This window comes from Rufibacter aurantiacus (assembly GCF_017916345.1).
Classification (GTDB): Bacteria; Bacteroidota; Bacteroidia; order Cytophagales; family Hymenobacteraceae; genus Nibribacter; species Nibribacter roseolus.
The window spans coordinates 768,540-795,204 of sequence record NZ_JAFMSV010000003.1; the positions used below are offsets into that span (position 1 = coordinate 768,540).

At 49.7% G+C, this 26,665-nt stretch carries 17 protein-coding genes and 1 riboswitch; of the genes, 12 read left to right on the forward strand and 5 right to left on the reverse strand.

Annotation, left to right across the window (positions count from 1 at the left end):
- Nucleotides 1–12: 12 nt before the first annotated feature.
- The 4 genes from J3P34_RS13745 to lysA all read left to right on the forward strand — a co-directional run bounded on the left by J3P34_RS13745 (nt 13) and on the right by lysA (nt 11,404).
- Complete coding sequence (locus J3P34_RS13745) at nt 13–1,242, forward strand: beta-ketoacyl synthase N-terminal-like domain-containing protein (RefSeq protein WP_210489227.1); 1,230 nt, start codon at nt 13–15, stop codon at nt 1,240–1,242.
- A 339-nt stretch (nt 1,243–1,581) separates the two neighbouring features.
- Complete coding sequence (locus J3P34_RS13750) at nt 1,582–8,814, forward strand: Ig-like domain-containing protein (protein ID WP_210489228.1); 7,233 nt, start codon at nt 1,582–1,584, stop codon at nt 8,812–8,814.
- A gap of 117 nt (nt 8,815–8,931) precedes the next feature.
- Nucleotides 8,932–10,266, forward strand: a complete 1,335-nt coding sequence (locus J3P34_RS13755) for an aspartate kinase (RefSeq protein WP_210489229.1) — start codon at nt 8,932–8,934, stop codon at nt 10,264–10,266.
- Nucleotides 10,259–11,404, forward strand: coding sequence for a diaminopimelate decarboxylase (gene lysA, locus J3P34_RS13760; protein ID WP_210489230.1), 1,146 nt, complete (start codon nt 10,259–10,261; stop codon nt 11,402–11,404). The genes J3P34_RS13755 and lysA overlap by 8 nt, the downstream gene beginning before the upstream one ends.
- A 404-nt stretch (nt 11,405–11,808) precedes the next feature.
- Here the strand turns inward: lysA and J3P34_RS13765 are convergent, their stop codons facing one another.
- From J3P34_RS13765 to J3P34_RS13775, 3 genes are read right to left on the reverse strand one after another with little or no spacing between them, the layout of a single operon-like run.
- Nucleotides 11,809–13,056, reverse strand: a complete 1,248-nt coding sequence (locus tag J3P34_RS13765; protein ID WP_210489232.1) for a homoserine dehydrogenase — start codon at nt 13,054–13,056, stop codon at nt 11,809–11,811.
- Nucleotides 13,035–14,090 carry a homoserine O-acetyltransferase MetX gene (metX, locus tag J3P34_RS13770; protein WP_210489233.1) on the reverse strand — a complete coding sequence of 352 codons (1,056 nt, stop codon included), beginning with the start codon at nt 14,088–14,090 and terminating at the stop codon, nt 13,035–13,037. Before metX ends, J3P34_RS13765 begins: the two co-directional genes overlap by 22 nt.
- 5 nt (nt 14,091–14,095) lie before the next feature.
- Nucleotides 14,096–15,433, reverse strand: a complete 1,338-nt coding sequence (locus tag J3P34_RS13775; RefSeq protein ID WP_210489234.1) for an O-acetylhomoserine aminocarboxypropyltransferase/cysteine synthase family protein — start codon at nt 15,431–15,433, stop codon at nt 14,096–14,098.
- Nucleotides 15,434–15,712: 279 nt separating this feature from the next.
- Nucleotides 15,713–15,827, reverse strand: a riboswitch (SAM riboswitch).
- A gap of 203 nt (nt 15,828–16,030) precedes the next feature.
- Here J3P34_RS13775 and J3P34_RS13780 point away from each other — a divergent pair.
- The 6 genes from J3P34_RS13780 to trpS all read left to right on the forward strand — a co-directional run bounded on the left by J3P34_RS13780 (nt 16,031) and on the right by trpS (nt 21,665).
- Nucleotides 16,031–16,966, forward strand: coding sequence for a phosphoribosylaminoimidazolesuccinocarboxamide synthase (locus J3P34_RS13780; RefSeq protein WP_210489235.1), 936 nt, complete (start codon nt 16,031–16,033; stop codon nt 16,964–16,966).
- Between the two features lie 68 nt (nt 16,967–17,034).
- Entirely contained in the window at nt 17,035–17,412 is a 378-nt protein-coding gene (locus tag J3P34_RS13785) for an STAS domain-containing protein (protein ID WP_062545662.1), read from the forward strand.
- A 21-nt stretch (nt 17,413–17,433) separates the two neighbouring features.
- Nucleotides 17,434–18,351 carry a ribonuclease Z gene (locus J3P34_RS13790; RefSeq protein WP_210489236.1) on the forward strand — a complete coding sequence of 306 codons (918 nt, stop codon included), beginning with the start codon at nt 17,434–17,436 and terminating at the stop codon, nt 18,349–18,351.
- Between the two features lie 770 nt (nt 18,352–19,121).
- Nucleotides 19,122–19,916: a queuosine precursor transporter gene (locus J3P34_RS13795; protein ID WP_246853704.1), complete on the forward strand. Its 795-nt coding sequence runs from the start codon at nt 19,122–19,124 to the stop codon at nt 19,914–19,916.
- A 22-nt stretch (nt 19,917–19,938) separates the two neighbouring features.
- Nucleotides 19,939–20,592 (forward strand): alpha/beta fold hydrolase, encoded by a 654-nt coding sequence (locus J3P34_RS13800; RefSeq protein WP_210465229.1) that lies wholly within the window; start codon nt 19,939–19,941, stop codon nt 20,590–20,592.
- Nucleotides 20,593–20,690: 98 nt separating this feature from the next.
- On the forward strand, nt 20,691–21,665 hold the full coding sequence (gene trpS / locus J3P34_RS13805) for a tryptophan--tRNA ligase (protein ID WP_210489237.1): 975 nt from the start codon (nt 20,691–20,693) through the stop codon (nt 21,663–21,665).
- Between the two features lie 73 nt (nt 21,666–21,738).
- Here trpS and J3P34_RS13810 read toward each other — a convergent pair whose 3' ends face one another.
- Nucleotides 21,739–22,890: a DUF4738 domain-containing protein gene (locus tag J3P34_RS13810; RefSeq protein WP_210489238.1), complete on the reverse strand. Its 1,152-nt coding sequence runs from the start codon at nt 22,888–22,890 to the stop codon at nt 21,739–21,741.
- Between the two features lie 153 nt (nt 22,891–23,043).
- Nucleotides 23,044–23,442: a hypothetical protein gene (locus tag J3P34_RS13815; RefSeq protein WP_210465232.1), complete on the reverse strand. Its 399-nt coding sequence runs from the start codon at nt 23,440–23,442 to the stop codon at nt 23,044–23,046.
- Between the two features lie 160 nt (nt 23,443–23,602).
- Here J3P34_RS13815 and hppD point away from each other — a divergent pair, with 160 nt between their 5' ends.
- Together hppD and J3P34_RS13825 are read left to right on the forward strand one after the other, a co-directional pair.
- Nucleotides 23,603–24,703: a 4-hydroxyphenylpyruvate dioxygenase gene (hppD, locus tag J3P34_RS13820; protein WP_210489239.1), complete on the forward strand. Its 1,101-nt coding sequence runs from the start codon at nt 23,603–23,605 to the stop codon at nt 24,701–24,703.
- 72 nt (nt 24,704–24,775) lie between these two features.
- Complete coding sequence (locus J3P34_RS13825) at nt 24,776–26,524, forward strand: phospho-sugar mutase (RefSeq protein ID WP_210489240.1); 1,749 nt, start codon at nt 24,776–24,778, stop codon at nt 26,522–26,524.
- Nucleotides 26,525–26,665: the final 141 nt, after the last annotated feature.

The window sequence follows — 26,665 nt, forward strand, 5'->3', positions numbered from 1 at the left end:
CCCAGAAAACAGATGAAGAGCAGAGGGGATCAGGAATGGATTGTGGTCCGGGGAATGGGATCAATATCGGGGCTGGGAGGCACCCCGGAAGAAGTATATGCCTCCTATACCAGCGGTAAAACCGCCTTTACTACGCTTCCTTACTTGGGGAATGACACTCCCGTGGCGCCAATTTCTCCTGCGGCTGAAAACCTGCTGCAAACGCTATTACAGGAAAACCTCACTTATGCTTCACTTGACCGGTCGGTGCAGTTAGCCATTCTAGCGGCACGCCAAGCCGTAGCCCAGGCAGGTTGGGCCATGGGTGAGGATTTACCGGTAGGCATCAACCTAGGTTCCTCCAGAGGCGCGACCGGTTTGTTTGAGCATTTCCACGCCGATTTCCTGAAAACGCCCGAAAAACGGCTTTCACCTGGCGTCTCGCCCAGTACAACCCTGGGGAACGTGGCTAGTTGGGTGGCCAATGACCTGCAGGCCCAGGGCCCGCTCATCAGCCATTCTGTTACCTGCAGCACCGCTTTGCAGGCATTCGCCAACGGAGTAGCCTGGCTCAAGTCCGGCATGGCAAAACGCTTTCTGGTGGGTGGCACCGAGGCTCCCCTCACTCCTTTCACCATCGCGCAGATGAAATCCATTGGCATCTACTCCAAGTTTATCTCCGATGATCATCCTTGCCGCCCCCTGAATAAGGAGCACAACACCTTTGTTTTAGGCGAGGGAGCCGCCGTTTTTGCCTTGGAAAGAATGACCCAGCAGGAGCTGGAAGCCCTTGGGCAGGAAAAAGCAGTAGTGGTGGCAGCCGTGGGAATGGGATACGAACGCAGCCCCTCCAAGACCGGTATTTCCAAAGAAGGGATTCATTTCCAACTTGCTATGCGCGATGCCTTACAACAAGCTGCCCTTTCCCCTGCCGACATTGACGCCATAGTGCTGCACGCCCCCGGCACCAAAGCCGGGGATGCTGCAGAGATGACTGCCATTAACAGTGTCTTTGGTGAAAACGCCCCTGATTTCTTTTCCAATAAAAATCAGATAGGCCACACACTAGGTGCCTCCGGCGCCATATCGGCTGAAATGGGGATTGCTCTGTTACGTTCACCTTTCCGGAACAGAGCCCACCAAAGTAATAGGGTTAATCCCTCTTCTCATCCTCTTCATATTATGGTGAATGCAGCAGGTTTTGGCGGCAATGCCGCAAGCCTCTTATTTACCTTAATCACCAAAGAAACCTCCAACAAGTAGGGACAAGAAATATCTAGCAAAAGATGCTTTTCAGCATTTATCCGTTTTAAAAACCCTTTTACAATTTTCAATTATTGCACTTTTCACACCATCCTCTTCCTTTCCTGCGCTTCCCAATCATTGGACAAAACAAAACTGTATGTCTACCTGTTTATAAGTTTTATTCTAAAAATCAGCCGTTTATATAAACCTACCATTTTACGAACCGTATTTCTACTAACGTTTTACTCTAATTGGTCCGGCGAAAGGCTATGTTCACCGAATTAGCGCTTTTCTAAACCTGCGGGGAATAATTTTGAAGCACCTCACCACAAATCATCATTCACCTAATTATAAGCTATGAAGGAAAAACCTTTACTTCCTAAGAGCCAGAATTGCAATTTTCTTATTGCCTTCCTTTTCTTCCTTTTGTATTTTCAATACAGTGCCCAAGCCCAAACTCCAGGTTTGATTTTTCAACCAGCTACTGGTACCGGAAGAAATGTTTTAGATCCCAATCTGGACAACTATGTCTCCAAAACCAATACCGGTTATGTAGGCACTAATGATAGAACTGCCCAGTATAATGAGATTGCCTACCGTGAGTTACCCCAACTGGGCTCTGAGCCTTTGAATGACTTGGTAACTGGGTCAGCCGGCGGTCATACTGATTTAGCACCCAACCCATTGTACATGGCTTATGATGGAACACGAGTACTCTTTAGGGTCCGTTTAGGGGGTAACTCTTCGGCATCTAAAGGATATAGCTTCTTGATTGATTCTGATGGGGTCTTCAACAAACAGCGGCTTGCCAACGGTACTTTGGTGGATTACACCACTCCTTCTAAGGTGAAAAACCTTGGCTTTGAGTTTGAGGTAGTATTGGCCCTTAACTTTGATGTTGTCATCTACCGCCACCGAGGGAGCGGAGACGACACAGATCCTTTCACCAGTAACGTCATCTGGCGTGGTAGCGCAAACGGAGGCTACAGCCAATACTTCCAGAAAGCCATAGCCGCCTCTACTGCAGGCGGAAATGCTGATTACTTTTTTGATTTCTATGTACCGCTTTCTGCTTTCAGTGGTGATGGAGGTGTAGGCATTAGCCCAACTACTCCCCTGCGTGTAACTGGATCTACCGTAACTAGCGCCCAAACAGGTTTGGAAGGTACTATCTCAGATGTTGGCGGGGTGGATGACAGAACCTATGCCAATGATAAAATTCGGATCTGGCGCGATCTGATCCCAGCATTCCCATCTACCTCCCTGCAGCAAATCCAAGCTGGCGAGTTCTGCCAAACTGCCGCTCCAGCAGCTCCCGCTATTTCTACAAGCCCATCCATTAGAGTAGGCACTACCACCATTACCGGAACTTCCACTGAAAATGGCGGAACCATTACCCTCTTCCGCAACGGGACCCAGGTAGTGGCAGCTTCACCGGTAATCGTATCAAACGGGACGTTTTCTTTTCCTTTACCAAGTGGCACCACCCTTGCTGCTGGTGATATTCTGACTGCAAGGGTAACCAGAGCAGCTTCAGGAAACTGTACAGCCAGTACTTCGGTATCTTCCAATACTGTTACTGTTGGTTCGCAGATTTCTACTTGTACAAACGCTGCTCCAGTAATTGTAAACTTCGGACAAAATCAAAAGTCCCTTAACGGTACTACCTCCATTGCCCCACAAACTGTTAATGGGGTTTTAACAGGTACCACTATCAGAGTTTACCGGGATGGAATCTTTTTTGGCACCACCACAGCCAGCACAACAGCAAATACAAGTGGAACATATGATTGGAGTTATACCTCAGGCCAAGACCAAAGGGTATTCGCTTATCCAGCAGGCTCACAAAAAAACTATGCCACATTAACAGCTTCTGCTATTCCGGCTGGTGGAGGATGTGAATCTCCTAGATCAAATAGTTGGTACGCAAATAGTGGAACAGGCACCCCAACGACTACAGGAACCACACAGACAACATTAACACCAACACCAACATTTAATTATATATGTTTAGGAACAACAACGTTTAGCGGTACTTCTGAAGCTGGGGCATTAATTTACCTCTTTATTAACGGATTCCCCTTTAATCCAGCAAATGATGGTAGCATAACTCCAATTACAACGGCAAATGGAGTAAACTGGACTGTTAACTTAGCTTCTATTGGATTGCCAGTTGGTAGCAGGATAACCTTTAGAGCTAAAGTCCCAACAACAGACTTAACCAATTATCCATCTGGTTACGAGGGGCTTTCGGCCCCAACATCTGAAATAGTTGTAGGTTCAAATTGTGAAACAGTTGCGCCTATTATTACAACCTCTTCTCCTTGCCCAACTATAACGTCTATTACAGGTACTTCTACCGAGGCGGATGGTACTACTGTTATAGTGTACAGAAGAAGAACAGGGGTTTCTGATTTGAGAGTAACAGAAACAGCTACTGTTGTAAGAACTCCGTCAACAGCTACAACTGGTAATTGGACTGCTCCAATTATCCCTAACATAGTTTTGCAGGGCGGTGACCTATTGTACGCTGTAGCAACTGCACCGGGAGGAAAAACGGTAAGCCCAGCTTCGGCAACCATCACCGTAACCACTCCAGCAACTGCTGCAAGCCTTGGATTAACTTTAGCCTCTCCCATTAAAGAAAGGGCGACGGTGATTACTGGTACCAGTACGACTAATGGAACAGTGAATGTGTTCATTGAAGGACAGCGAATTGCCGGAACTGCCACCGTCACTGGGGCTTCTACTACAACTCCTGTGACTTGGTCTATTGCTATCAACCCTACAAACCAGGCAAACCTTTCAACCGGGACTTCGGTAACTGCTTCTATCACTCCTACTGGTGGAGGTTGTGAGAGTCAGCAAACAGCTGCTGTTACCGTTACCTGCGTTTCACCTTCAACTACCCCAACCTTCACCCCGTCGGCACAAACCGTTTGTAATAACAGTTCAGCCACTATCACGGTAGCCAATACCGAAAATGGGGTTATTTACCAGATTTACAATGGATCAACTGCCAGCGGGCCTTCTATGGTAGGTAACGGAGGTACCATTACCTTGTCTTCTGGTAACCTAACAGCTGCGGCTGTTTTAACGGTTAGAGCTTTCCAGGCAGGCTCCCCTGATTGCCAGGCTACTTTGAAAGGGTCAACTTCCATTACTATTGCACCGGCTCCTACAGCTTATGCAGTTACCCCAGCTTCTACAACAGTTTGTAATGGTACCACAACCACTGTCACCATGGCAAATTCTGAATCAGGTGCCTCATACCAGATTCAGGTGATTAACCCTTCTACCGGAACCTATGTTAACACGGGGAACGCTGTGGCAGGTACAGGCAGTGCAATCACCTTAACTACCGGCGCCATTACAACTAGTGGCACGTTCAAAGTGGTAGCTACCAAGAATGGATGCTCTACAGACATGTCCAACACCTTCACGGTGACTGTCCCATCTAATGCTCTAACCATTACCCCTTCAGTTCAATCTGTCTGTGCGGGTAACACAGCCTCGGTGGTCATCCAAAGCTCAGAAAGTGGCGTTGTGTATCAATTGCAAACCGGGTCAGGTGGTACTTTCACCAACACTGGTGCTTCGGTTACTGGTAATGGTGGCAACATCACCCTTACCTCTGCGGCTCTTTCCACCACTGGCGCTAATACTTTAAGGGTACTGGCTACCTCAGGGGGATGTGCTCCTTTTGCCCTGACACAGCAGTTTACAGTTAACGTTACTTCTGCCACTCCAACTACCTTCAACGTAACTCCTGCTACCCAGACGATCTGTAGTGGCCAGGCTGCTTCTATTGCCCTCTCAGGATCACAGTTAGGTGTTTCCTATCAAATTTTCCTGGGTAGTACTTCAGTTGGAAGCATTGTGGAAGGAACAGGCAATGCCTTGACACTTTCAACTGGATCAATTACAGCCGGTGGTACTTACACTGTGGTGGCAACAAACTCCTGTGGTGCAAGGGTAACCATGTCAGGGAACTCTGTTATTACAGTAACCCCTGTTCCTACCGCCTTCGCAGTTACTCCTACCACACAGGCTATCTGCTATAACAATGCGGCCACTTTAACTCTGGCAGGCTCTGAAACTGGAGTTAGCTATCAGGTTCAGATTTACAACCCCGCAACCGGTAACTATACAAACACTGGCTCTGCTGTAACTGGAACCGGAAGTGCCATTACTTTAACTACTGGCTTGCTGACAGGCAATTCTAACCTGAAAGTAGTTGCCACCAGATCAGGAAATACCTGCTCAGTTGACATGAGCAACCGCGTGTTTGTCTCTGTGCCATCCGCCAACCTCACAGTGGCGGCCATCACCCCAACTATCTGTAGCGGCGGTACCGCCCAAATTAGAGTAAGTGCCTCTGAAACGGAGGTTTTCTACCAATTGTTCATCAACGGAGTAGCCACTGGGGCTGCCGTAGAAGGCACCGGGGGAGATATTACCCTTACCTCAGCCGCTATTACTGCAACTACTTCTTTTACAGTTCAGGCTACGCCAAGCAGCCCTGCCAATTGCGCTGCTTTCACTGTAGGTAGCCCAGTTACTGTAACTGTTTCGGCCCCGTCAAACCAAAATAGCACCTTGGTTACTTCAACTAGTATCTGTAGCGGTTCAACCGCCAGCATTAGCCTGGCTAGCTCAGAAGTTGGGGTAACTTACCAGATTTACAATGGTACCACCCTAACTGGGCTTGGGGTAGCAGGTACCGGAGGTGCCATTACCCTTACCACAGATGCATTGACTTCCAATGCTTCTCTTAGAGTGTACGCCGTGCGGTCTGGCTGTTCTTCTCTGGCAATTGGCTCTACTTATGCCATCACGGTAACACAATCTCCAGCAGTGCAGAGCTTTACTTCTAGCCAGCAGGTGGTTTGCTCAGGAGGAACTGTTTCTATCACTTTGCCTTCTTCACAGAACGGCATAGCCTATCAGATCTACAATGGTGGTGCTGCAAGTGGTGCCCAAGTAACTGGTACAGGTGGTTCTATTACCCTTATTTCTGGTGCTTTAACAGCTTCTACCACTTTGACTGTACAAGCGGTTAGCCCTGGAAACTGCGGCAATGTCACCATGGAAGGTTATGTAGCTGTAACAGTAAGTCCAACCCCACTAGCGACAAACATCAGCGCTTCTACTACCAAATTCTGTGGCAACGGAGGCAATGTAACCTTTACTGCTACCTCAAATCTGGTGAATGGAGTCACATATAGTTTAGCACTAAATGGGACACCAGTTGGTTCATCCATTGTTTATAATGGAAGCAATACAGTATCCTTTACCACAAGCGTAAACTCTACTGGAACCTACACCATTGTGGCATCCAGCACAAACTGTCCATCAGCTACTTCAGCACCGGTAACAGTAACAGTAACTCCAACGCCAATTGTTTACAATGTCACACCTGCCTCATTAACCATCTGTAACGGAAGCGCAGCTACCATCACTCTCTCCAATTCAGAAAGTGGGGTTACCTACCAGATTTACAATGGATCTAACCCTAGTGGAACAGCAATTACCGCTACAGGTACTGGCACTTTGAGCTTGACATCAGCTGTGCTTTCTGCAAATGCAATCTTGACTGTTAAAGCATTCAGAACCGATTGTCCTACAGTGGATATGAATGGCTCAACAAATGTGACGGTTAGCCCTAAACCAGTATCGCCTACAATCACTGCTAACACCAATTCTGTATGTGGCAATAGCAACGTCACTATTACTGCAAGTGCTAACCTGGTAAGCGGGGTTTCTTATCAACTTTATAGAAATGGTATTGCTGAAGGAAACACTATTACCTTCAATGGAAGCAACGCAGTTACGTTTACAGCTGCTGTAACTGAACCATCAACTAAGTTCACAGTGGTTGCCAGCAGTGCCTCCTGCTCACCTGCTACCTCTAACGAAGTAACAGTGACCTCTATCCCAGCACCTGTTGCTCCTGTTATTTCAGCCTCTGCCACCACTTTCTGCGGAGCTGATAATGTAGTCATTACTGCTACCGGAAACATGGTGAATGGTGTTTCTTACAGACTTTTCCGTAACGGAGTAGCAGAAGGTAGCTCTATTACCTATAATGGAAGTAACACGGTTTCCTTTACAGCATCTGTTAGTGCTACAACAAAATTCACCGTGGTGGCCACCAGTGGTTCTTGCCCTTCTGCCACTTCTAATGAAGTTACCGTCACCGTTAACCCAGCACCAGCTGCGCCGGCAATTACCGCCAGCAACGCTAGCATTTGTGGTGGTACACCGGTTACCATTTCAGTTGGTTCACCAGTAAATGGATACAGTTATCAATTGTTCCTGAATGGCAGCCCAAGTGGCTCACCCGTTGTTGCGAATGGAGCGGTCTCCTTCACGGCATCTGCGGCCGGCACCTACAGTGTACGCGCTACTTCCAACAACTGTGATAGCCCGGTGTCTAATGAAGTAACTATTACCTCTACCCCAACATTCACGGCAAATGCAGGCCCAGATAAAGCCGTTTGTTCAACAAATGCCCAGGGTAGCAAAACAGTTACGCTTGAAGGAAATACGGCTCCATCTGGCACAAACGGTGCCTGGACTGTAGTTTCTAAGCCAAGTGGTTCAGGAAACCCTGTCTTTGCTGATGCCACCAACCCAACCACTACTGTCTCTGGTTTGAATTCGGGAGCTTACGTTTTCAGATGGACCGTGTCCTCTACTTCCTGTGGTTCACAGTCAGATGAGGTAACCATTACCTTGGATTGTGAGGCAGAAGTTGTTTCTTCTATGCAACCAAAGGCGGTTTCTGAGTACCAGAACGAAGATGTGCTTTTCACATTCGGTGACAGTGATGCTCCTATTACAGCTTATTCAATTGATGACAATTATTCTATACCAGGTGTATCTTACCGGATTGTGAATGGTCAGTTAAGAATGTATGTAAGCAACCGCAGTGCCCTGAAATCAGATTTGTATTCTCCAACCATCAGAACTACTGATGCTAACGGCGGTACTTCAACCCTTTCTCCAACCGTGATCATAGGCACCCCGCTGCCGGTTACTTTAACGTCCTTTACAGCTTCAGCCACTAATAATGGCATCAAGCTTAACTGGACTACTGCCTCTGAGAAGGACAATGCCTACTTCCAGGTGGAGCGTAGCCAAAACGGAAAAACCTTCTTGAGCATTGGTCAGGTAAAAGGAAACGGAACCAGCAATGTGGCGAAGACCTATAGCTTCACCGATGTTTCTGCTCCGGCTGGAACAGTGTACTACCGCCTGAAACAAGTTGATGTTGATGGAGAATTTGAATACAGCAAGGTTGTATCCGTGGCAGCTTCGGGTAATAAGGCGACTGCTCAAGTAGCCGTATCTCCAAACCCTTTCACTAAGGAAGTTTCTATCTCTATTAACAGTGTAGAAGAAAGAATAGTACAGGTAGAACTCTATGACCTGAACCAGAAACTGATCTACCATGAGACTGCAACTGTTACTTCCGGAAAGGTGACTCTCACCAGGGACTTGTCCAGACTTGCCAATGGAGTATACATCCTTAGAATCACGGGTACTTCCCTTTCTGAGGTCATCAGGGTTGTGAAGGAAGACTAATCCTTCCACCTTTCCTTTAAAACCCCACCTACCGCAGATAAAAAGTAGCGGTAGGTGGGGTTTTCTTTTAGTATTCCCCTGATGATTTAGTAAATTCGCAGGTTTTATTTAATATCTATGAAAATCATGAAATTTGGGGGCACCTCCGTAGGCTCTGCGGAGCGGATGGGTGCCGTCTCACAACTGCTTCCAACCCAGGAACCGGTTATTGTGGTGCTTTCTGCCATGTCAGGAACCACGAACCACCTGGTGCAGATTGGACAGCAACTGGCCCAGGGCGACGTAGCCCAGGCAGAATCTCTCACAGCACAATTAGAGCAACACTATAAACAGGTGATTGCCGAATTATATAAACAGGAAGCATCTAAGGACAAGGGTAAACAGGTTATTGAAGTAGTGTTCTCAGAAATCCGGGCCTGCTTCAACCACCCTTTCTCTCCCGCTTCCGAAAAAATCATTTTAGCACAGGGCGAACTACTGTCAACGCAGCTCTTCAAGATTTTCCAGGATGAGAAAGGCACTCCGTCGGTGTTGCTTCCCGCGCTTGATTTCATGAAGATCACCCCGGACGAGGAGCCCGACCATGCTTTCATCCGTGAGAACCTGAGAAAACTGCTGGACCAGTACCCAGACAACCAGTTGTTCATCACTCAGGGATACATCTGCCGGAACGCCAAAGGCGAAATTGACAACCTCAAGCGCGGGGGCAGCGACTATACCGCTTCCATTGTTGGGGCAGCCGTGAAGGCCTCTGAGATCCAGATCTGGACCGATATCAACGGGATGCACAACAACGATCCGCGCATTGTGAAGAACACCTACCCTATTGCCGAGTTGTCTTTTGACGAGGCGGCGGAGTTGGCGTACTTCGGGGCGAAGATCCTGCACCCGTCCAGCATTCTGCCGGCCCAGCAGCACAACATCCCGGTGCGTCTGTTGAACACCATGGAACCCGAGGCAGCTGGCACCACTATCTCTTCCAAGAGAACCGGTAACAAGATCAAGGCGGTAGCGGCCAAAGACGGTATCATTGCCATCAAGATCAAATCCAGCCGCATGTTGCTGGCCTATGGTTTCCTGCGCAGCGTGTTTGAGGTGTTTGAGCGTTTCAAGACGCCTATTGACATGATTACTACGTCTGAGGTAGCCGTTTCCCTTACCATTGACAACATCACCTATCTGCCGGAGATCACCGAGGCCCTTCAGCGCTTCGGAACAGTGGAGATTGACACGGAACTGACCATTGTGTGCGTAGTAGGCGACTTCATGGAAGACAAGCCGGGCGCTGCCCTCAAAGTGGTGCAGTCGCTGGGTCATATCCCACTACGGATGATCTCTTACGGCGGAAGCAAAAACAACATCAGCTTTTTAGTGAATACCATCCATAAAGAAGATGCTTTGCTTTCTATCAACGAAGGCGTGTTCCAGGAAAGAGAGGAAAACCATGCTTAAAGAACAACTGAAGGCGTTCTCTCAGCAACCTACCCCTTTCTATGCCTACGACCTTTCCCTGTTGCGCCAGACGCTGGACACAGCCAAAACCGAAGCCGGGAAATACGGGTACCATGTGCACTATGCCCTGAAAGCGAACGCGAACTCCCCTATCCTGGCCGAGATCCTGGAAAGAGGGTTCGGGGCGGATTGCGTGAGCGGCAACGAGGTGCGCCGGGCCCTGGAAGCAGGCTTCGCGCCAGAGCAGATTGTGTTTGCGGGCGTTGGCAAGTCTGATGCTGAGATCAACTTTGCCTTAGACGCCAATATCTTTTGCTTTAATTCAGAATCGGTCCAGGAACTGGAGGTGATCCAGGAACTGGCGGCCGCCAAAGGGAAATTTGCGCAGGTTGCCTTGCGCATCAACCCTAACGTGGACGCCTACACCCACAAGCACATCACTACCGGGCTGGAGGAAAACAAGTTCGGGATCAACGTGTGGGAACTGGAGGAACTGTTGCCACAATTTGCAGTTTGGCCTAACCTGAAACTCATCGGGCTGCACTTCCATATAGGGTCTCAGATCACTGATCTGCGGGCTTTTGAAAATCTGTGTTTGCGGGTGAACGAGCTGCAGAACTGGTTTGAAGAACGCGAGCTCATTTTCCCGCACCTGAACGTGGGCGGTGGCCTGGGCGTGGATTACCGTACCCCTGAAGAAAACCCCATCGCCGACTTCGCCACTTATTTCGGGATTTTTGAGCGACTGCTGGACAAACGCCCGGGCCAGGTGGTGCACTTTGAGTTGGGCAGAGCTCTAGTAGCACCCAGCGGAAACCTCATCTCCAAAGTGCTGTACATGAAGCACGGCCAGAAAACGAACTTCGTGATTCTGGATGCCGGCATGACCGAACTGATGCGCCCGGCGTTGTATCAGGCGTACCATAAGATTGAGAACCTTACCAGCGACCTACCCGCCAAAACCTATGACGTGGTAGGCCCCATCTGTGAATCAACGGACTGCTTCTCCAAGGCCATTGAACTGCCCGAGACCAAACGCGGTGACCTGGTGGCCATCCGGACGGCCGGTGCCTATGGCGAGGTAATGGTTTCTGAGTACAACCTCCGCGACCGCGTGAAAGCTGTGTACCTTTCTTAGCGTTTCATAAAGCTTATCCAGCTTTCAATTTTTGAACTCCGTTCTGGTGCTGTTTTCTAAAAATCAGCGCCAGAACGGAGTTTTTTTTCAGGCTGATTTTAGATCAGCTAAGCCCTTTCAGCTAAAGGAAATTCCCAGAACAAGCAGTTCTTTTTTAGAGGTGATTCCGGAAAAAGAGACCTAAAACAGCCCCCCAAGAAGTATGCTGGTCTGAACAGCACTTAATGATCCTTGAGCCAGGCTATGTTATATTGACCGTTTTATTTAAAATAGGCCATAAACGTAAACACCCGGCTTATAGCCAGGTGTCTGCGTAATTGAACGAACTAAATAAACTAGCTATTCTTTGAAAGCGGATAATCCGCTTTTGATGCTGAAATGTTTTTCAAATTGGATCTGAAGTATCAGGAAACCTCCTGCTGTACTTTCACTTTTTTTCTGGGTGCGCCCACAAAGTCAGAAGACAGGGCCATAATGTAGGCGCCGGCTTTTCTGATGTGGTCCTGGTTTTTGATCAGGTTGCCCAAGGAAACTGTACCCAGCACACTGAAGGTATCATTATCCCGCTGCACGTTCTGCAGATTGGTTAAGCCCAATGCGGCTACCAGTTCTGGCTCACTGCTGCGCAGGTATACCTCCAGTTCAAAATCCAGCGCCAAGGCCGGAGCATTGGTGGTTTTGCCCAGCTTCTTATAACCGTAAGAATAACCGTTGCTGATGGAAACAATGTCTGACAGCACCGCGGCTCCGGTGGGGTGCCCGCCGGCACCACGGCCTTTGAACAACTGCGGACCAGAGTAGGTGCCCTGCACCACCACCCCGTTGAATTCCTGCTCCACCACAAACAGATCGTCTGAGGCGTCTACCAGGCTAGGCAGCACCACTGGTACCAACTCCCCGTCTGAGGTTAAGTGCACCGAGGCCACCATTTTGATGACGGAATCGCTTTGCTTGGCATATTCCACGTCTGCGCCACCCAGGTGATCTATCCCGAAGAAGGCCAACTCTTCTGGGGCAATGGTTCTGCCAAATGCGTGCGCCGTTAAGATGCAAAGCTTGTGGCGGGCATCGGCTCCGGCCACGTCCAACCAGGGGTCCAGTTCAGCAAAGCCTTTGTCCTGGGCTTCTTTCAGGGCCTCGGCATAGCCTTTCTGCAGTTTGAAGATCTGGCTGAGGATGTAGTTAGACGAACCGTTCAGGATACCATGCACCCGCTCCAGCGGCTCGTTGGAAAAATATTCCTCTACCGTTCTGATAATAGGTATCCCCCCTGCCACCGCAGCCTCATATAACAGCACGCCTCCGAACTCCTGCTGCAAAGCCAGCAACTCGGGCAGGTGGTAGGCCACCAGTTTTTTGTTGGCAGTCACCACCCTTTTACCGCGACGCAGAGCTTCGGCCACAATGGTGTAGGCCTCATTGGCATCACTGATGGCTTCCACCAGAATGTCCAGAGAGTCATCCTGCAGCACCTGGTGCCAGTCATAGGTGAAACTCTCTGAGGGCAAAGGTCGCAGTTTTTTGGGGTCTTTCACGCAGATGCGTTCTACTTTGAACGGAAGCGCCTCTTCGCGGGAAAGTATGTCGTACAGGCCCTGGCCTACGCAGCCAAACCCAAACAAGCCGATTTTTAGAAGACGGTGGGAATCCATGTTTTTCTCTGTTGTTTTTTCTGTAAAAAAGTATCTAAGTGACGGCTTAGCTGGTCTGTCTCCAACAGGAACCCGTCATGCCCGGCTTCTGAGTGAATGACCTGGAAAGTGGCATTGGGAATATACCGGGTCACGTATTTCTGCTCCACCAATGGGAACAACTGATCAGTATCCACGCCAATAACCAGGGTCTCTGCTTTTACCTGGCGCAATGCTGCTTCTGTGTTGCCTCGGTTGCGTCCCACGTTGTGGCTGTCCATGATTTTGGAGAGCTGCCAGTAAGAATAAGCATTGAAGCGCTTGGCCAGCTTCTCGCCCTGGTACCGCTGGTAACTGGCCGCCCGGTAAATTCTTTTCAAATCTGAAGAACCCTCGCGCTGCGCCTGGTTATAGGAGTTATAGGTGCGGTAAGATAGTAAGGCAACGGAACGGGCTGTTTTCATTCCCTCCAGTCCGGCGTCATCGGTGGCCAACTGCCAGGTAATATCCTGCTCAATGGCCATGCGCTGGCTCTCATTCAGGGCGATGGCCCAAGGCGATTGCCGGGCGTTGCCTGCCACCTGTACCAGGCGCTTGACTTTTTCCGGATGTTCAATAGCCCACTCCAGGGCCTGCTGGCCGCCTATGGAGCCGCCAATGAGTACGTTTATCTGCTCTATTTCTAAATGTTCGCGTAAAGCATCAAAGGCCCGCACCACATCACGGATGGTTAAAACCGGGAAAGTGTGATAGTATGGCTTGCCGGTATCTGGGTTCAGGCTTAAAGGTCCGGTAGAACCGTAGCAGCTACCCAGGGAGTTGGCGCAGACTATAAAATGCTTGGCAGGATCAAAGGTCTTTCCTTCGCCGAACAAATCTCCCCACCAGTCTTTCACAAAAGCGTTGCCAGTGAAAGCGTGGCAAACCCACACCACATTGCTGCGGTCCTCGTTGAGGGTGCCCCAGGTGGTATAAAAGAGCTGGAAACCGGGCAAAGATCGCCCGGACTCCAACGTGAATTCTTCGGTGTAATTAAAAACGCGTCCTTTTAACATGGCCTTTACGCAGTAGTTGCGTTCTCCAACTTAGGTTCTCTTACTTTCACTTTGGCAAACGCCTGTTCAAAATCTGCTTTGATATCATCTAAATGCTCAATACCTACTGACACTCGCAGCAGCGTGGGAGTTACCCCGGCTGATAGCTGCTCTTCTTCGTTCAGCTGCTGGTGGGTAGTAGAGGCCGGATGGATGATGAGGGTTTTGGCATCGCCCACGTTTGCCAGGTGGCTTACCAGCTCCAGGCTGTTCACAAACACCTCGGCTTCTTCTTTTCCGCCCTTCAGGTTAAAGCTTAGCACGCCCCCAAAACCGCGTTTCAGGTACTTTTTGGCGAGTTCATGGTAGGGGCTGGAAGGCAGGCCTGGATAATTCACGCTTTCCACCAAAGGATGCTTCTCCAGCCACTCAGCCAAAGCCTGGGCATTCTGCACCGTGCGGTCTACCCGCAGGGAAAGCGTCTCCAACCCTTGAATCAACTGAAAGGAGTTGAAGGGGCTCAAGGCCGGACCGAAATCACGTAGGCCTTCTACCCTGGCCCGGATGGCGAAGGCGATGTTCCCGAACGGCCCGTTGGCGCCAAATACTTCCCAGAAGTTGAGGCCATGGTAGCCTTCAGACGGCTCGCTGAACTGCGGAAACTTGCCGTTGCCCCAGTTGAAGTTGCCGCCGTCTACAATCACGCCACCCACACTGGTACCGTGGCCGCCAATCCACTTGGTGGCGGAGGCCACCACCACATTAGCCCCATGCTCCAGCGGACGGAACAGGTAACCACCTGCGCCAAAGGTATTGTCTACCACCAGCGGAATCTGGTGCCCGGAAGCCACGGCCGCGATAGACTCAAAATCCGGAATGTTGAACCGGGGGTTCCCGATGGTCTCCAGGTAAAGAGCTTTGGTGTTTTCATCAATCAACGAGGCGTAAGTGGCAGGCTCATCGTTCTTGGCAAAACGCACCTCAATGCCCAGGCGCTTGAAAGCGACTTTAAACTGGTTGTAAGAACCGCCATACAGGTTGCTGGAAGCAACAAAATTGTCTCCTGCCTGCAGGATGTTGTTCAAGGCAATGAACTGGGCCGCCTGGCCTGAGCCTACGGCCACCGCTGCCACGCCCCCCTCCAAAGCCGCGATGCGTTTCTCAAACACATCGGTGGTGGGGTTCATGATACGGGTATAAATATTCCCGAACTGCTTCAGGGCAAACAGGTTGGCGCCGTGCTCGGCATTCTCAAACACGTAGGAAGTGGTTTGGTAAATGGGTACTGCGCGTGAGCGGGTGGTGGCATCTATTTCCTGGCCAGCGTGCAGCTGAAGGGTTTCAAAACGATATGAAGTAGACATGATATTAGCCGGTTACAATTGAAGAATTGAACAAATTCAAGAGCCAGAAATACAAACAGGTTACAGGTTTCCTCCTGAAGCTGCTGTGCATCAGGCCCCTGAGAAAAAATTAATTAACTGGAGGGATTAACGACAACAGCAACAAATATCCATAATGGACATAGTGCACATTCGCGTAATGGAAGGGATAATAGAATGGGTAATACCTGTTGCCGCCATGGTCAGGCGCGGCGCTGCATTGTCAGAAGTGGCGTTGAATTGATTTTCCATCTTCGTATCAATTTATATTCCCCAGGTGGCAATATGTCCCCTAGGATCAGGACTTAGCACCTTACACGGCTGGTAGGTTGCTAGAGCTTCATTGAGCCTGTCTCTCCGCTCTTCTTTATAAATCAACTACCGGAATAATTGACTTGATGCTGCAAATCTATCAACGAAAAACTAAACCCCAAATAATTTTTAAAAATTTTTGCGAATTATTTTAAAAAACCAACAAATGTTAGTAAATGAGGAGGCAGATAAAACCAGACCGGAAAATAGAAATATTCTTGCCCCGTCTGTATCCTTTCCTAACTTTGCCTCCCTTAGTTATCTGCTATGCAAGCGTTAAAAGAAACCAATTTCCATTTTCCGCAACAGACCGGCTTTTACCGAGGCAAGGTGCGCGACGTGTATTATTTCAAAGACAAATTAGCTCTGGTGGCCACAGACCGCATTTCGGCCTTTGACGTGGTGCTACCCCGCGCTATTCCTTATAAGGGCCAGGTGCTGAACCAGATTGCCGCCTCTTTTCTGGAGGCTACCGCCAATGTGGTACCCAACTGGGTTTTGAGCCACCCGGCGCCCAATGTGACTATTGGCCGTCAGTGCGAAACGTTTAAAGTGGAGATGGTGATCAGGGGTTACCTGGCCGGCCACGCCTGGCGCGAGTACAGCGCCGGCAAACGCACCCTCTGCGGGGTTACCCTGCCCGAGGGTCTGCGCGAGAATGACCCTTTCCCTGAGCCTATCATTACCCCTACCACCAAAGCCGCCGAAGGCCATGATGAAGACATCTCCCGGGAAGAAATCCTGCGCCAGGGAATAGTGGCCGAACAAGATTATGTACAATTAGAGGCATACACCCGGGCGCTGTTCAAACGGGGTTCAGAACTGGCCGCAGAGCGCGGATTGATCCTGGTGGACACCAAGTATGAATTTGGGAAAGCAGATGGCATCATTTATGTGATAGATGAAATACACACGCCCGATTCCTCAAGATTCTTTTACTCAGAGGGTTATCAGGAGCGGCAGTCCAAGGGTGAACCACAGCGGCAACTTTCAAAGGAATTTGTACGTCAATGGCTCATTGAGAATGGTTTCCAGGGCAAGGAGGGACAGCAGGTCCCTGAAATGACCGACGCCAAGATATCAGAGATTTCACAGCGTTACATTGAATTGTACGAGCAGTTACTAGGCAAAAAGTTTGTTCCCCAGGACTATGCCAGTCAGCCACATACGCTACAGGAAAGTATTGCGGCCAACATTTTTTAGATTACATTGTTAAAGATATTCCACCAAAAATTGGTAGATTCGCACTCTAAACCTTTTTGCTGTTACTTATGAAGTACACAATTGATAAAAAAGAGAATTACACCATCATCACCATAGATGAAAAAAAGCTAGACACCACGATCGCGCCCGATTTGAAGTCTGAGTTTGTGAAGTTGAATGCAGAAGGTATTACCAACCTGATCCTGGATCTTACCAACGTAAAATATACTGATTCTTCCGGATTGTCTTCTATCCTGATTGCAAACCGTCTTTGCAACTCTTCCGGAGGGGTTCTTATCTTAACCGGCTTGCAAGAGCACGTAACCAAGTTAATCACCATCTCTAAGCTGGAGTCTGTTCTGAACATTCTGCCTACTGTAGAAGAAGGCATTGACCGCGTTTTCCTGCACGAGATTGAGAGCGATCTTACAAAAAAAGAAGAATAGTTTCTAAGCGGGTACTGCAGTTTGGATTTTGAGCTGAAAATACTTGGGAGCTCCTCTGCCACCCCGTCTTTTGAAAGAAATCATACGGCCCAACTACTCACGGTTGGCAATCAGATAAACCTGATTGATTGCGGCGAAGGTACACAAATGCAGCTGATGCGATACAAGGTAAAGCATCAGCGCATTTGTAACATCTTTATAAGTCACCTCCACGGTGACCATTACTTTGGCCTGGCAGGATTGCTTTCTACCATGCACCTGCAGCAGCGGACCGGCCACCTTAATCTTTTCGGCCCCAAAGGCCTGGCCGAGATCATCACCCTCCAATTCAAATACGGCGGTACTCAACTCCCCTACCACATCAACTTTGTGGAAGTGGACACCACCGTCTGCAAAAAAATCTTTGAGGATAAATACATGACGGTGCACTCGCTGCCTATGCAGCACCGGGTACCCTGCTGTGGTTTTCTCTTCAGGGAAAAGCCAAAGCCTCGTCACCTGCTCAAAGGCAAGCTCCCAGAGTTCCTCACGCCTCCGCAGTTGGTAAGACTCAAGTGGGGCGAGGACATCCGCAACGAGCAAGGCGAGATCCTGGTCCGCAACCAAGACGTCACCACCGATCCTAAACGTAGCCGCAGTTACGCTTACTGCTCAGATACCAAGTACAAAGAAGACATTCTGCCTTACGTGAAAGGCGTGGACCTCCTCTACCATGAATCCACGTTCCTGAGCGACATGGAGCACCGCGCCACACACACCTTCCACAGCACCGCTGCCCAGGCTGCTACCCTCGCGGAGAAAGCCCAGGTAAGAAGACTGCTCATCGGGCACTTTTCCGCCCGCTACAAAGACCTCACGCCTTTGCTGGAGGAAGCACAGTCAATTTTTCCTAATACAGCTTTGGCTACTGAGGGGAAGACGATTAGTGTTTTGGAATAGAGCCCCTTTTATCTTATTCTTTTTACCCTGTTTTGGTGAGTTTGGCCTTAAAATGAAGGAGCCGGGTATATAACTTTTTGCTCCGTGAGGGACCACTTTCGGCTGTACTTATTCCATTTCATTTGTGGATTAGTAGTACGTTTATGCTGGCGTGGCGCTGTTGTTTGCGTGGGTTCATGAACTGTATTGTTGTATAGCTAAGCTCCGTGCGCTCACGGCCGCGAGGCCCCGCCTTCCGGTCTCGCGCTGCGCCAGCTTCCTTTGCTCCCTTGCGGTCGCAATGCCTTACGGCACCGGAACCTGACAAGGCGCTCCACCGAAAGGCTGGAAAAGGCAATGCACAGGAAGGAATGATCCAGACCTCGCAGCGTCTTCTTTCCTGTGAGGTCTTCTATTTATGACATGGTTCAAGTCTGTGACTTGGACCTAAAATGGCCGGCAGTTTGCAACTGCCATGAGGCGCTAGCCTCAAACCGGATCAGCTTATAACTTTTCGTTTCTTCTCACAGCCTTCCATCAAACCCAAAATCTCACTTGAGGGAAGCGCTGAGGACTGGTTACATCTGCTGGTCACAAAATCTGCACTTCTGCAATCTTCCCTTAAGAAGAAGAACTAGGCTTATACCCAATTACCTTCTAAAAACCCGTTAAAGGTTTATTTTTCAAAAAACAGCCTGAAAGCTCCGGTACTGTGGGTTATTGCTTATTAGTGCCTTTCCCCCATCTTTACGGGTATAATCATCTGGGTTCTTATTTACTCTTCGCTCGAAATGCAGCAAATTTCTTCTTCAAACGGCAAAATGGGCTTCAAGAAACGGCAGCTCTTTATGGTTCTCTGTGGCATTTTCCTTACTAATGCGTTGCTTGCGGAATTAATTGGGGTGAAGATTTTCTCGGGCGAGGGCGTGTTTGGTTTGGGTGGGGCACAGATCCCGGTTTTGGGCACGAAATTGGACTTTAACCTTACGGCTGGGGTCATCATCTGGCCCGTGGTCTTTATCACCACCGATATCATTAATGAATATTTCGGGAAAGACGGGGTAAGGCGCATCAGCTTTTTGACTGCGGCACTCATTGCATATGCTTTCCTGGTGATTGTGGTTGCCACAGCCCTACCGCCGGCGCAGTTCTGGCAAGAGATCAACAGCCAGGGTCCCAATGGTACTTCTTTTGACATGGATTACGCCTTCAGCAAGGTTTTCCGGCAGGGATTAGGAATCATTGTAGGCTCACTAGTGGCTTTCCTGTTGGGGCAGTTGTTGGATGCACACGTGTTCCATTGGCTTAAGCACTTAACCGGCAGTCGCAAGATCTGGCTCAGGGCTACGGGCTCTACCTTGGTCTCGCAGTTGGTAGACACGGTGGTGGTGCTGTTTATCGCCTTTTACCTGTTCGGGGATTGGGACCTGAAGACAATACTTTCGGTGTCGGTCATCAACTACCTCTATAAATTCACGGTGGCAGTGGTGCTCACCCCTTTGCTGTACGTAGCCCATACTTTCATTGACCGGTACCTGGCCGAGGAGCACCATGTACCCATGGAAACCTTCATCGCCAAAGACTAGGTCACCGCCGTATCAGTTGCCCATGAGCCAACCTCCCTTGTACCTGCTGAGCGGTCTCTGCGCCGATGAACGCTTGTTCCAGTTCCTGCAATTGCGCCATCCAAACCCCAGGGTCATTCAATGGATTACCCCGGAGCCAGATGACACCATGTCTTCTTACGCCACCAAACTGATCCGGCAGATTGAACCTGGCCAGGAGCCTCCTATCTTGCTGGGCTTAAGCTTTGGCGGGATGGTCATCCAGGAGATCGCGAAGCAGATTCCAGTGAGGCGGTTGATTTTGCTGTCAAGCTTGGCCAATACACAAGAATTGCCCCTGCATTACAGGTTGGCGGGCAGTTTGCAGATGCACAAATGGCTGCCATTAGGCAAATTCAAACGCTGGACGTTTCCTGCTAATTGGCTGTTCGGGGCTCATACCAGTGATGAGAAACGCATCCTGCGCGACATCATCCGGGATACCGATGTTCCTTTTCTGCGTTGGTCTCTGCACCAAATACTGCATTGGCGGCACCAGGCTTCTACCCTGAATGTAGTAGCCATTCATGGCGACAGAGACCTGATTCTCCCTGTCCCGCAGTTCCCGCATCTGCATCTGGTGAAAGATGGCCAGCATCTCATGGTCATGAGCAAGGCCGAGGAAGTGAGCCTTCTAATCAACCAGTACCTGTACTAAAGGGTTTTTCGGGGCGATTCTGCAAAAACCGGTCTAAAACAGAAAGGCTTTCCCGTTTGCCCGGCAATCGCTTTCTTTGTACAAATTATCAGAATAACATGGCACGAATTCTCACCGGCATCCAAAGCAGTGGCCGTCCGCACCTGGGCAACCTGCTGGGCGCCATCCTTCCCGCAATAGAGCTTTCCAAAAAATCAGAAAACGATTCGCTTTATTTCATCGCCGATCTGCACTCGCTTACCTCTATTAGGGATGCGCAGGAGCGCCGAATGAACACTTATGCCGTAGCGGCTGCCTGGCTAGCCTTCGGGTTTGACACCGACCGGAACATCTTCTACCGCCAGTCAGACGTGCCTGAGGTGACTGAGTTGACGTGGTATCTGAGCTGTTTCGCGCCGTATCCTATGCTGGCCAACGCGCACTCCTTCAAAGACAAATCAGCCCGCCGCGGCCTCGCCGATGTGAACGCAGGGTTGTTCACCTACCCTATCCTCATGGCCGCCGATATCCTGCTCTACGATGCGGAGTTTGTACCCGTGGGCAAAGACCAGGTACAGCACCTGGAAATCACTCGTGATGTAGCCAGTTCTTTCAATCACATCTACGGAGAGACTTTTGTTTTGCCAGAGGCGAAGGTAGACGAGAGCGTGATGACGGTGCCCGGCATTGACGGCGAGAAGATGAGCAAATCATACGGCAATACTATTGACATCTTCCTGCCAGATAAAGAACTCCTCAAGCGCATCAAGAGCATCGTTTCAGACAGCAAAGCCTTGGAAGACCCCAAAGACCCGGCTACGGATAATACTTTCAAGCTGTATTCGCTGCTGGCCTCGCCAGAGCAGATTGAGACCATGCGCCAGAATTACCTGGCGGGTGGTTACGGCTATGGTCACGCCAAACAGGCTTTGTATGACCTCATCATCACCAAATACGCCGAGCCGCGTGAACGCTTCCAGTACTACATGAACAACCTAGCTGAGATAGATGCCAAGTTAGCCGAAGGTGCTGCCAAAGCCCGCGCCATTGGCGGACCTGTTCTTCAGCGCGTACGCGAGAAACTTGGTTTTTAATTGTTAGCAAGTATCAGGTAGCACGACCCATAAACAAGAAAGCCGAAGTTTAACAGCTTCGGCTTTCTTGTTTTTACTTTTCATATTCCTGGGTGACATAGTATTGAAGGCTTTCGGGGAAAGGATAAAAGTAGTAATATCCTTGATCAGTAAACATATAGACCTCTTTTACCGCCGGATTCTTGATGCGTTTTGGTAGCTTCTTTACTTGGTCTAAAGGTATCTTTTGGCGGATAGCTGGTGCAGCTATTTCTATAGTCTGCAATTCCTTTTTACGGGGGTCTAACAACAGAAACTTGTCCTGAATCAACCCTACTGGTGCAGAATAACCTAATGTTTCAAAGAACCCATCGTAGCGGAAAGAAGCCAAACGGTTTCCATTTACATGGTAGACCACTACGTTGTGTGTTTTTTCATCCCGTTCTACATGCCAAACCTTAACTCCCTCCTCAGTTCTATAGCCTTGCGAGAGGATGTAATCATAGATTACCACAAAGCTGGTATCTGTAAGTAAGGAAGCATGCACCACATTTGGCTTACTAAAGTTAAATGCGTAGCCATTAGGACCATATAATGTTTCGCAGTTCAGAAAATATTTTCCGTCAGAGGTTACTTGAAGGATACCATCACAGCCGCTACCGCCTGTGTGGGAGTAGTTTTGCAGTAACAGAGGAGTACCTTTTATATCTGTCACCAAAGTGGCTATTCCACCTACATCACTGTCTGGCAACCCAAACGTGATATCAAAGAGCACCCGGTCATCAGCAGTAACCCCTTTCAAGTTAGCAGGACTTGGGGCGCTTTCCTTAAGGTAGCCGTTATGCGGTTCCAACTTCAGGAAATCATGTTTTGTAAAAGCTTTGGCAAATAACAGCTTCCCGTTTTTGAACAGCCTGATTTTATAAAGGTTGTTGTGGTTTTTGCCTTTGTAGACTTTGCTTTCACCATCTGCATGATATACCTCCACAATGGAACTATCATTTAAACTTACTGCCTCAGTGAATGCTTCAAAGATGTCTGCTCCTCGCTTCACTTCTGCAGTGTCATAGCGGGGTTCTTTGTCTATATAAGCCGTTTGATAGATAGTATCAGGCTTTGTTTCAGTTTCAGGGTTAACTATTGGTTGTTTTTGAGTTGTTCCCTCTTCTTTTTTGACTGGGGCTTTCTTTTTGCAGGCATAAAAGAAAAAAGTGAAAAGAAGAGTAAAAAAGAGCCAGTTTTTCATCCTCCATTTTAGCCACATTCCGCTTCAATTACAATACCTCTTTTCAGGCCCATTTTCCAGAAAGAGGGCTTGAAACAGAAAAGGCTCCTGTGCAGGGAGTGCCTGCACAGGAGCCTTAGAATCTGGGGGTACTATGTTCTGGAATCTGGGGGATTATCCCTGCCAAACCTCCTCGCGCACGTTTTTGCCTACGCTCAGGATTAAACGGGTTGGGTTAGGTACCAGCACCAGACGGGCTTCTTTGTTGGGGTAAGCGTCGGCTTCCACCCAAACGCCTTGTTTGCCGGTCAGGTCTACTTGTCCGTCGGCGTTCAGGCCTTCTGGCAGGTAGGCGGTAGGGAGCAACACATCAGTGTCTGGGCAGATTTTCATGTGCACATCGCCTAAAACGTCTTCCAGATACTCGCCGAAGTTGTCGTTGAACTCATCCTCCAAATCATGCAGCTCCTCTTCCACGTCATCGTAGCGGTCGTCGTTGTAAGAGAGTTTGCTTAGTTCCTGCTTTTTCTGGATTATAGTGACCAGCGCGGTATTCAGTTCCTGGATATTCATGGGTTCTTATTTTTTACAAATTTTATAACATCTGAGACTATTTCCAAGTAGACGGCCCAAATACCCTACGCGAAAAACCTATTTTCTTTCCTGCGCAATTATTCTATTTTTACACCAATTGTCATTCTAAACAGAGCATTATCCCTAAAAAACCCCTCTTATGGCTGAGCCCACCGATTTTCTACCCCTTAACGGAACAGATTACATCGAATTCTATGTGGGCAACGCCAAACAGAGTGCCTACTTCTACCAAGGTGCCTTCGGGTTTGAGCTGGTGGCTTACGCTGGCCCTGAGACCGGCGTGCGTGACCGTGCCTCTTACGTGCTGCAACAGGGAAAGATTAGGTTAGTGCTCACCACCTCTCTCCTGCCCGACTCACCCATCTCAGAGCACGTGCGGCTGCACGGCGATGGCGTGAAGGTGATGGCCCTGTGGGTGGACGATGCCTACAAATCTTACGAGGAGACCATCAAACGCGGGGCCAGATCGGCGGGCGAGCCGCAGACCTTGACAGATGAATTTGGCGAGGTACGCATTTCCTCCATCTACACCTACGGCGAGACCATCCATACTTTTGTGGAGCGCAAGAACTACACCGGCGCGTTCATGCCGGGGTACAAGCCCCGCAAGAGTACTGCACCGGTGGCGCCCGTGGGCCTGAAGCACGTTGACCACTGCGTAGGCAACGTTGGTTGGGGCGAGATGAACACCTGGGTAGATTTCTACGCAAAAGTGATGGGCTTCCAGTTGCTGCTTACCTTTGACGATGAGGATATCTCCACGGAGTACTCGGCGCTTATGAGCAAGGTGATGAGCAACGGCAACGGCTACGTCAAATTCCCCATCAACGAGCCCGCCGAGGGAAAGAAGAAATCGCAGATTGAGGAGTACCTGGACTATTACCACAGCCCGGGTGTGCAGCACATCGCCATTGCCACCGATGATATTGTGAGTACCGTGGGTGAGTTGCGCCGGCGCGGGGTGGAGTTCCTGAGCGTGCCCGCCTCCTACTACGCTGATCTGCTGGACCGCGTGGGCCACATTGACGAGGACCTGCAACCGCTGAAGGACCTCAACATTCTGGTAGACCGCGACAATGAGGGCTACCTGCTGCAGATCTTCACCAAACCTGTGGAAGACCGGCCCACCGTCTTCTATGAGATCATTCAGCGGAAAGGAGCCAAATCCTTCGGGAAAGGGAATTTCAAAGCCCTGTTTGAATCAATTGAACGTGAACAAGCCCTGCGGGGTAACTTATAACCTAAGAAAGCCGTTCTGAGACTGTTTTCTCCAAAACAGCCCCTAAACGCTTTTGCCTTTTTCTACAAAACTATGGATAACAATCTATCGCTGGAGCCAGCCGTATTGACCAAGGTAAACACCTGGCTAGAGGGTGCCTATGACCAGGACACCAAAACCGAACTGCAACGCCTCATTGACTCCCAGGACTCTGATGCCCTGACGGATTCTTTCTACAAAGACCTGGAGTTTGGAACCGGCGGTCTGCGTGGCATCATGGGCGTGGGCAGCAACCGCATGAACCGCTACACGGTGGGCATGGCCACCCAGGGCCTGAGCAACTACCTGTTAAAGTCATTCCCTGGTCAGCAGATCAGTGTGGCCATTGCGCACGACAGCCGCAACAACAGCCCCTATTTTGCCAACGTAGTGGCCGATGTGTTCAGCGCCAACGGCATCAAGGTGTATTTCTTCAGTGAACTGCGCCCCACGCCTGAGTTGTCCTTCGCTATCCGTCACCTGGGTTGCCAGAGCGGCGTAGTCTTGACGGCCTCACACAATCCAAAGGAATACAACGGCTACAAAGCCTACTGGAACGATGGTGGCCAGGTAACCGCTCCGCACGACAAGAACATCATTGCTGAGGTAAACAAAATCACCTCGCTGGATCAGGTGAAGTTTGAGCGCAACGAGGCGAATGTGGAATTTATCCTGGACGAGGTAGATCAGGCGTATCTGGACAAAGTGGCGACGCTATCCGTGGATCCGGAGATGATCAAACGCCAGCATGACCTGAGCATCGTCTACACCCCTATCCACGGTACCGGTATTACGCTGGTGCCCCGCGCGCTGGAGCGTTTCGGGTTCACGAACGTGCACGTGCTGGAGGCGCAGGCTACCCCAGACGGAAACTTCCCAACGGTGGTATACCCGAACCCCGAGGAAAAAGACGCCATGAACCTGGCCATGCAGAAAGCCCAGGAACTGAACGCCGAGCTTGTATTGGCCACTGACCCTGATGCTGACCGCGTGGGTATTGCCGTGCGTGACCTGAACGGCCAGTTTGTGCTGCTCAACGGTAACCAGACCGCTGCCCTACTCACCTACTACATTCTGCAGGCCTGGAAAAAAGCGGGCAAACTCACCGGCAAAGAGTATGTGGTGAACACCATCGTGACCACCGATCTCATCAACCGCGTGGCCGAAGGCTTCGGGGTGGACTGCTACGAGACCCTTACAGGCTTCAAGTACATCGCCACCATTATGCGCGAGAAAGAAGGCGAAGCCCAGTACATCTGCGGCGGCGAGGAAAGCTACGGTTTCCTGGTGGGTGATTTCGTGCGCGACAAAGACGCAGTTTCTTCCTGCGCTATGATCGCGGAGATGGCAGCAGCGGCCAAAGACCAGGGCAAGAGCCTTTATGAGCTCATGATCCAGATGTACCAGGAGTTTGGCTACTACAAAGAGGACTTGATCTCTTTGACCAAAAAAGGCCATAGAGGCGCCCAGGAAATCCAGGAGATGATGCAGGAACTGCGTGAGAATCCGCCTAAGACCATTGCGGGTTCTGAAGTGGTGGAGCTGATTGACTACAAGACCGGCTTCCGGAGAAACCTACGCACCGGCGAGGAAAGCGCCACCGGCCTGGAAAGCTCCAACGTACTCCAGTTCCTCACCGAAGACGGCACCAAGGTATCGGCCAGACCATCGGGTACCGAGCCTAAGATCAAGTTCTACTTCAGCGTACGCGAGCCCCTGGCTTCCGCCGATGAATTCGACCAAGTAGGTCAGAAACTGAATGAGAAAATCCAGCGGATCATCACCGATCTGAACCTGAAATAATATATCCTTTTCAGAACAGAAGGGCCTTCCTGTAACCTACAGGAAGGCCCTTCTGTTTTAAGACTATTTTACCCAAAACAAGGCCAAAGCCTCGCGGGTAATATAGTAAAGCATTGAATTTCTTTGCATTATATAAGCAAT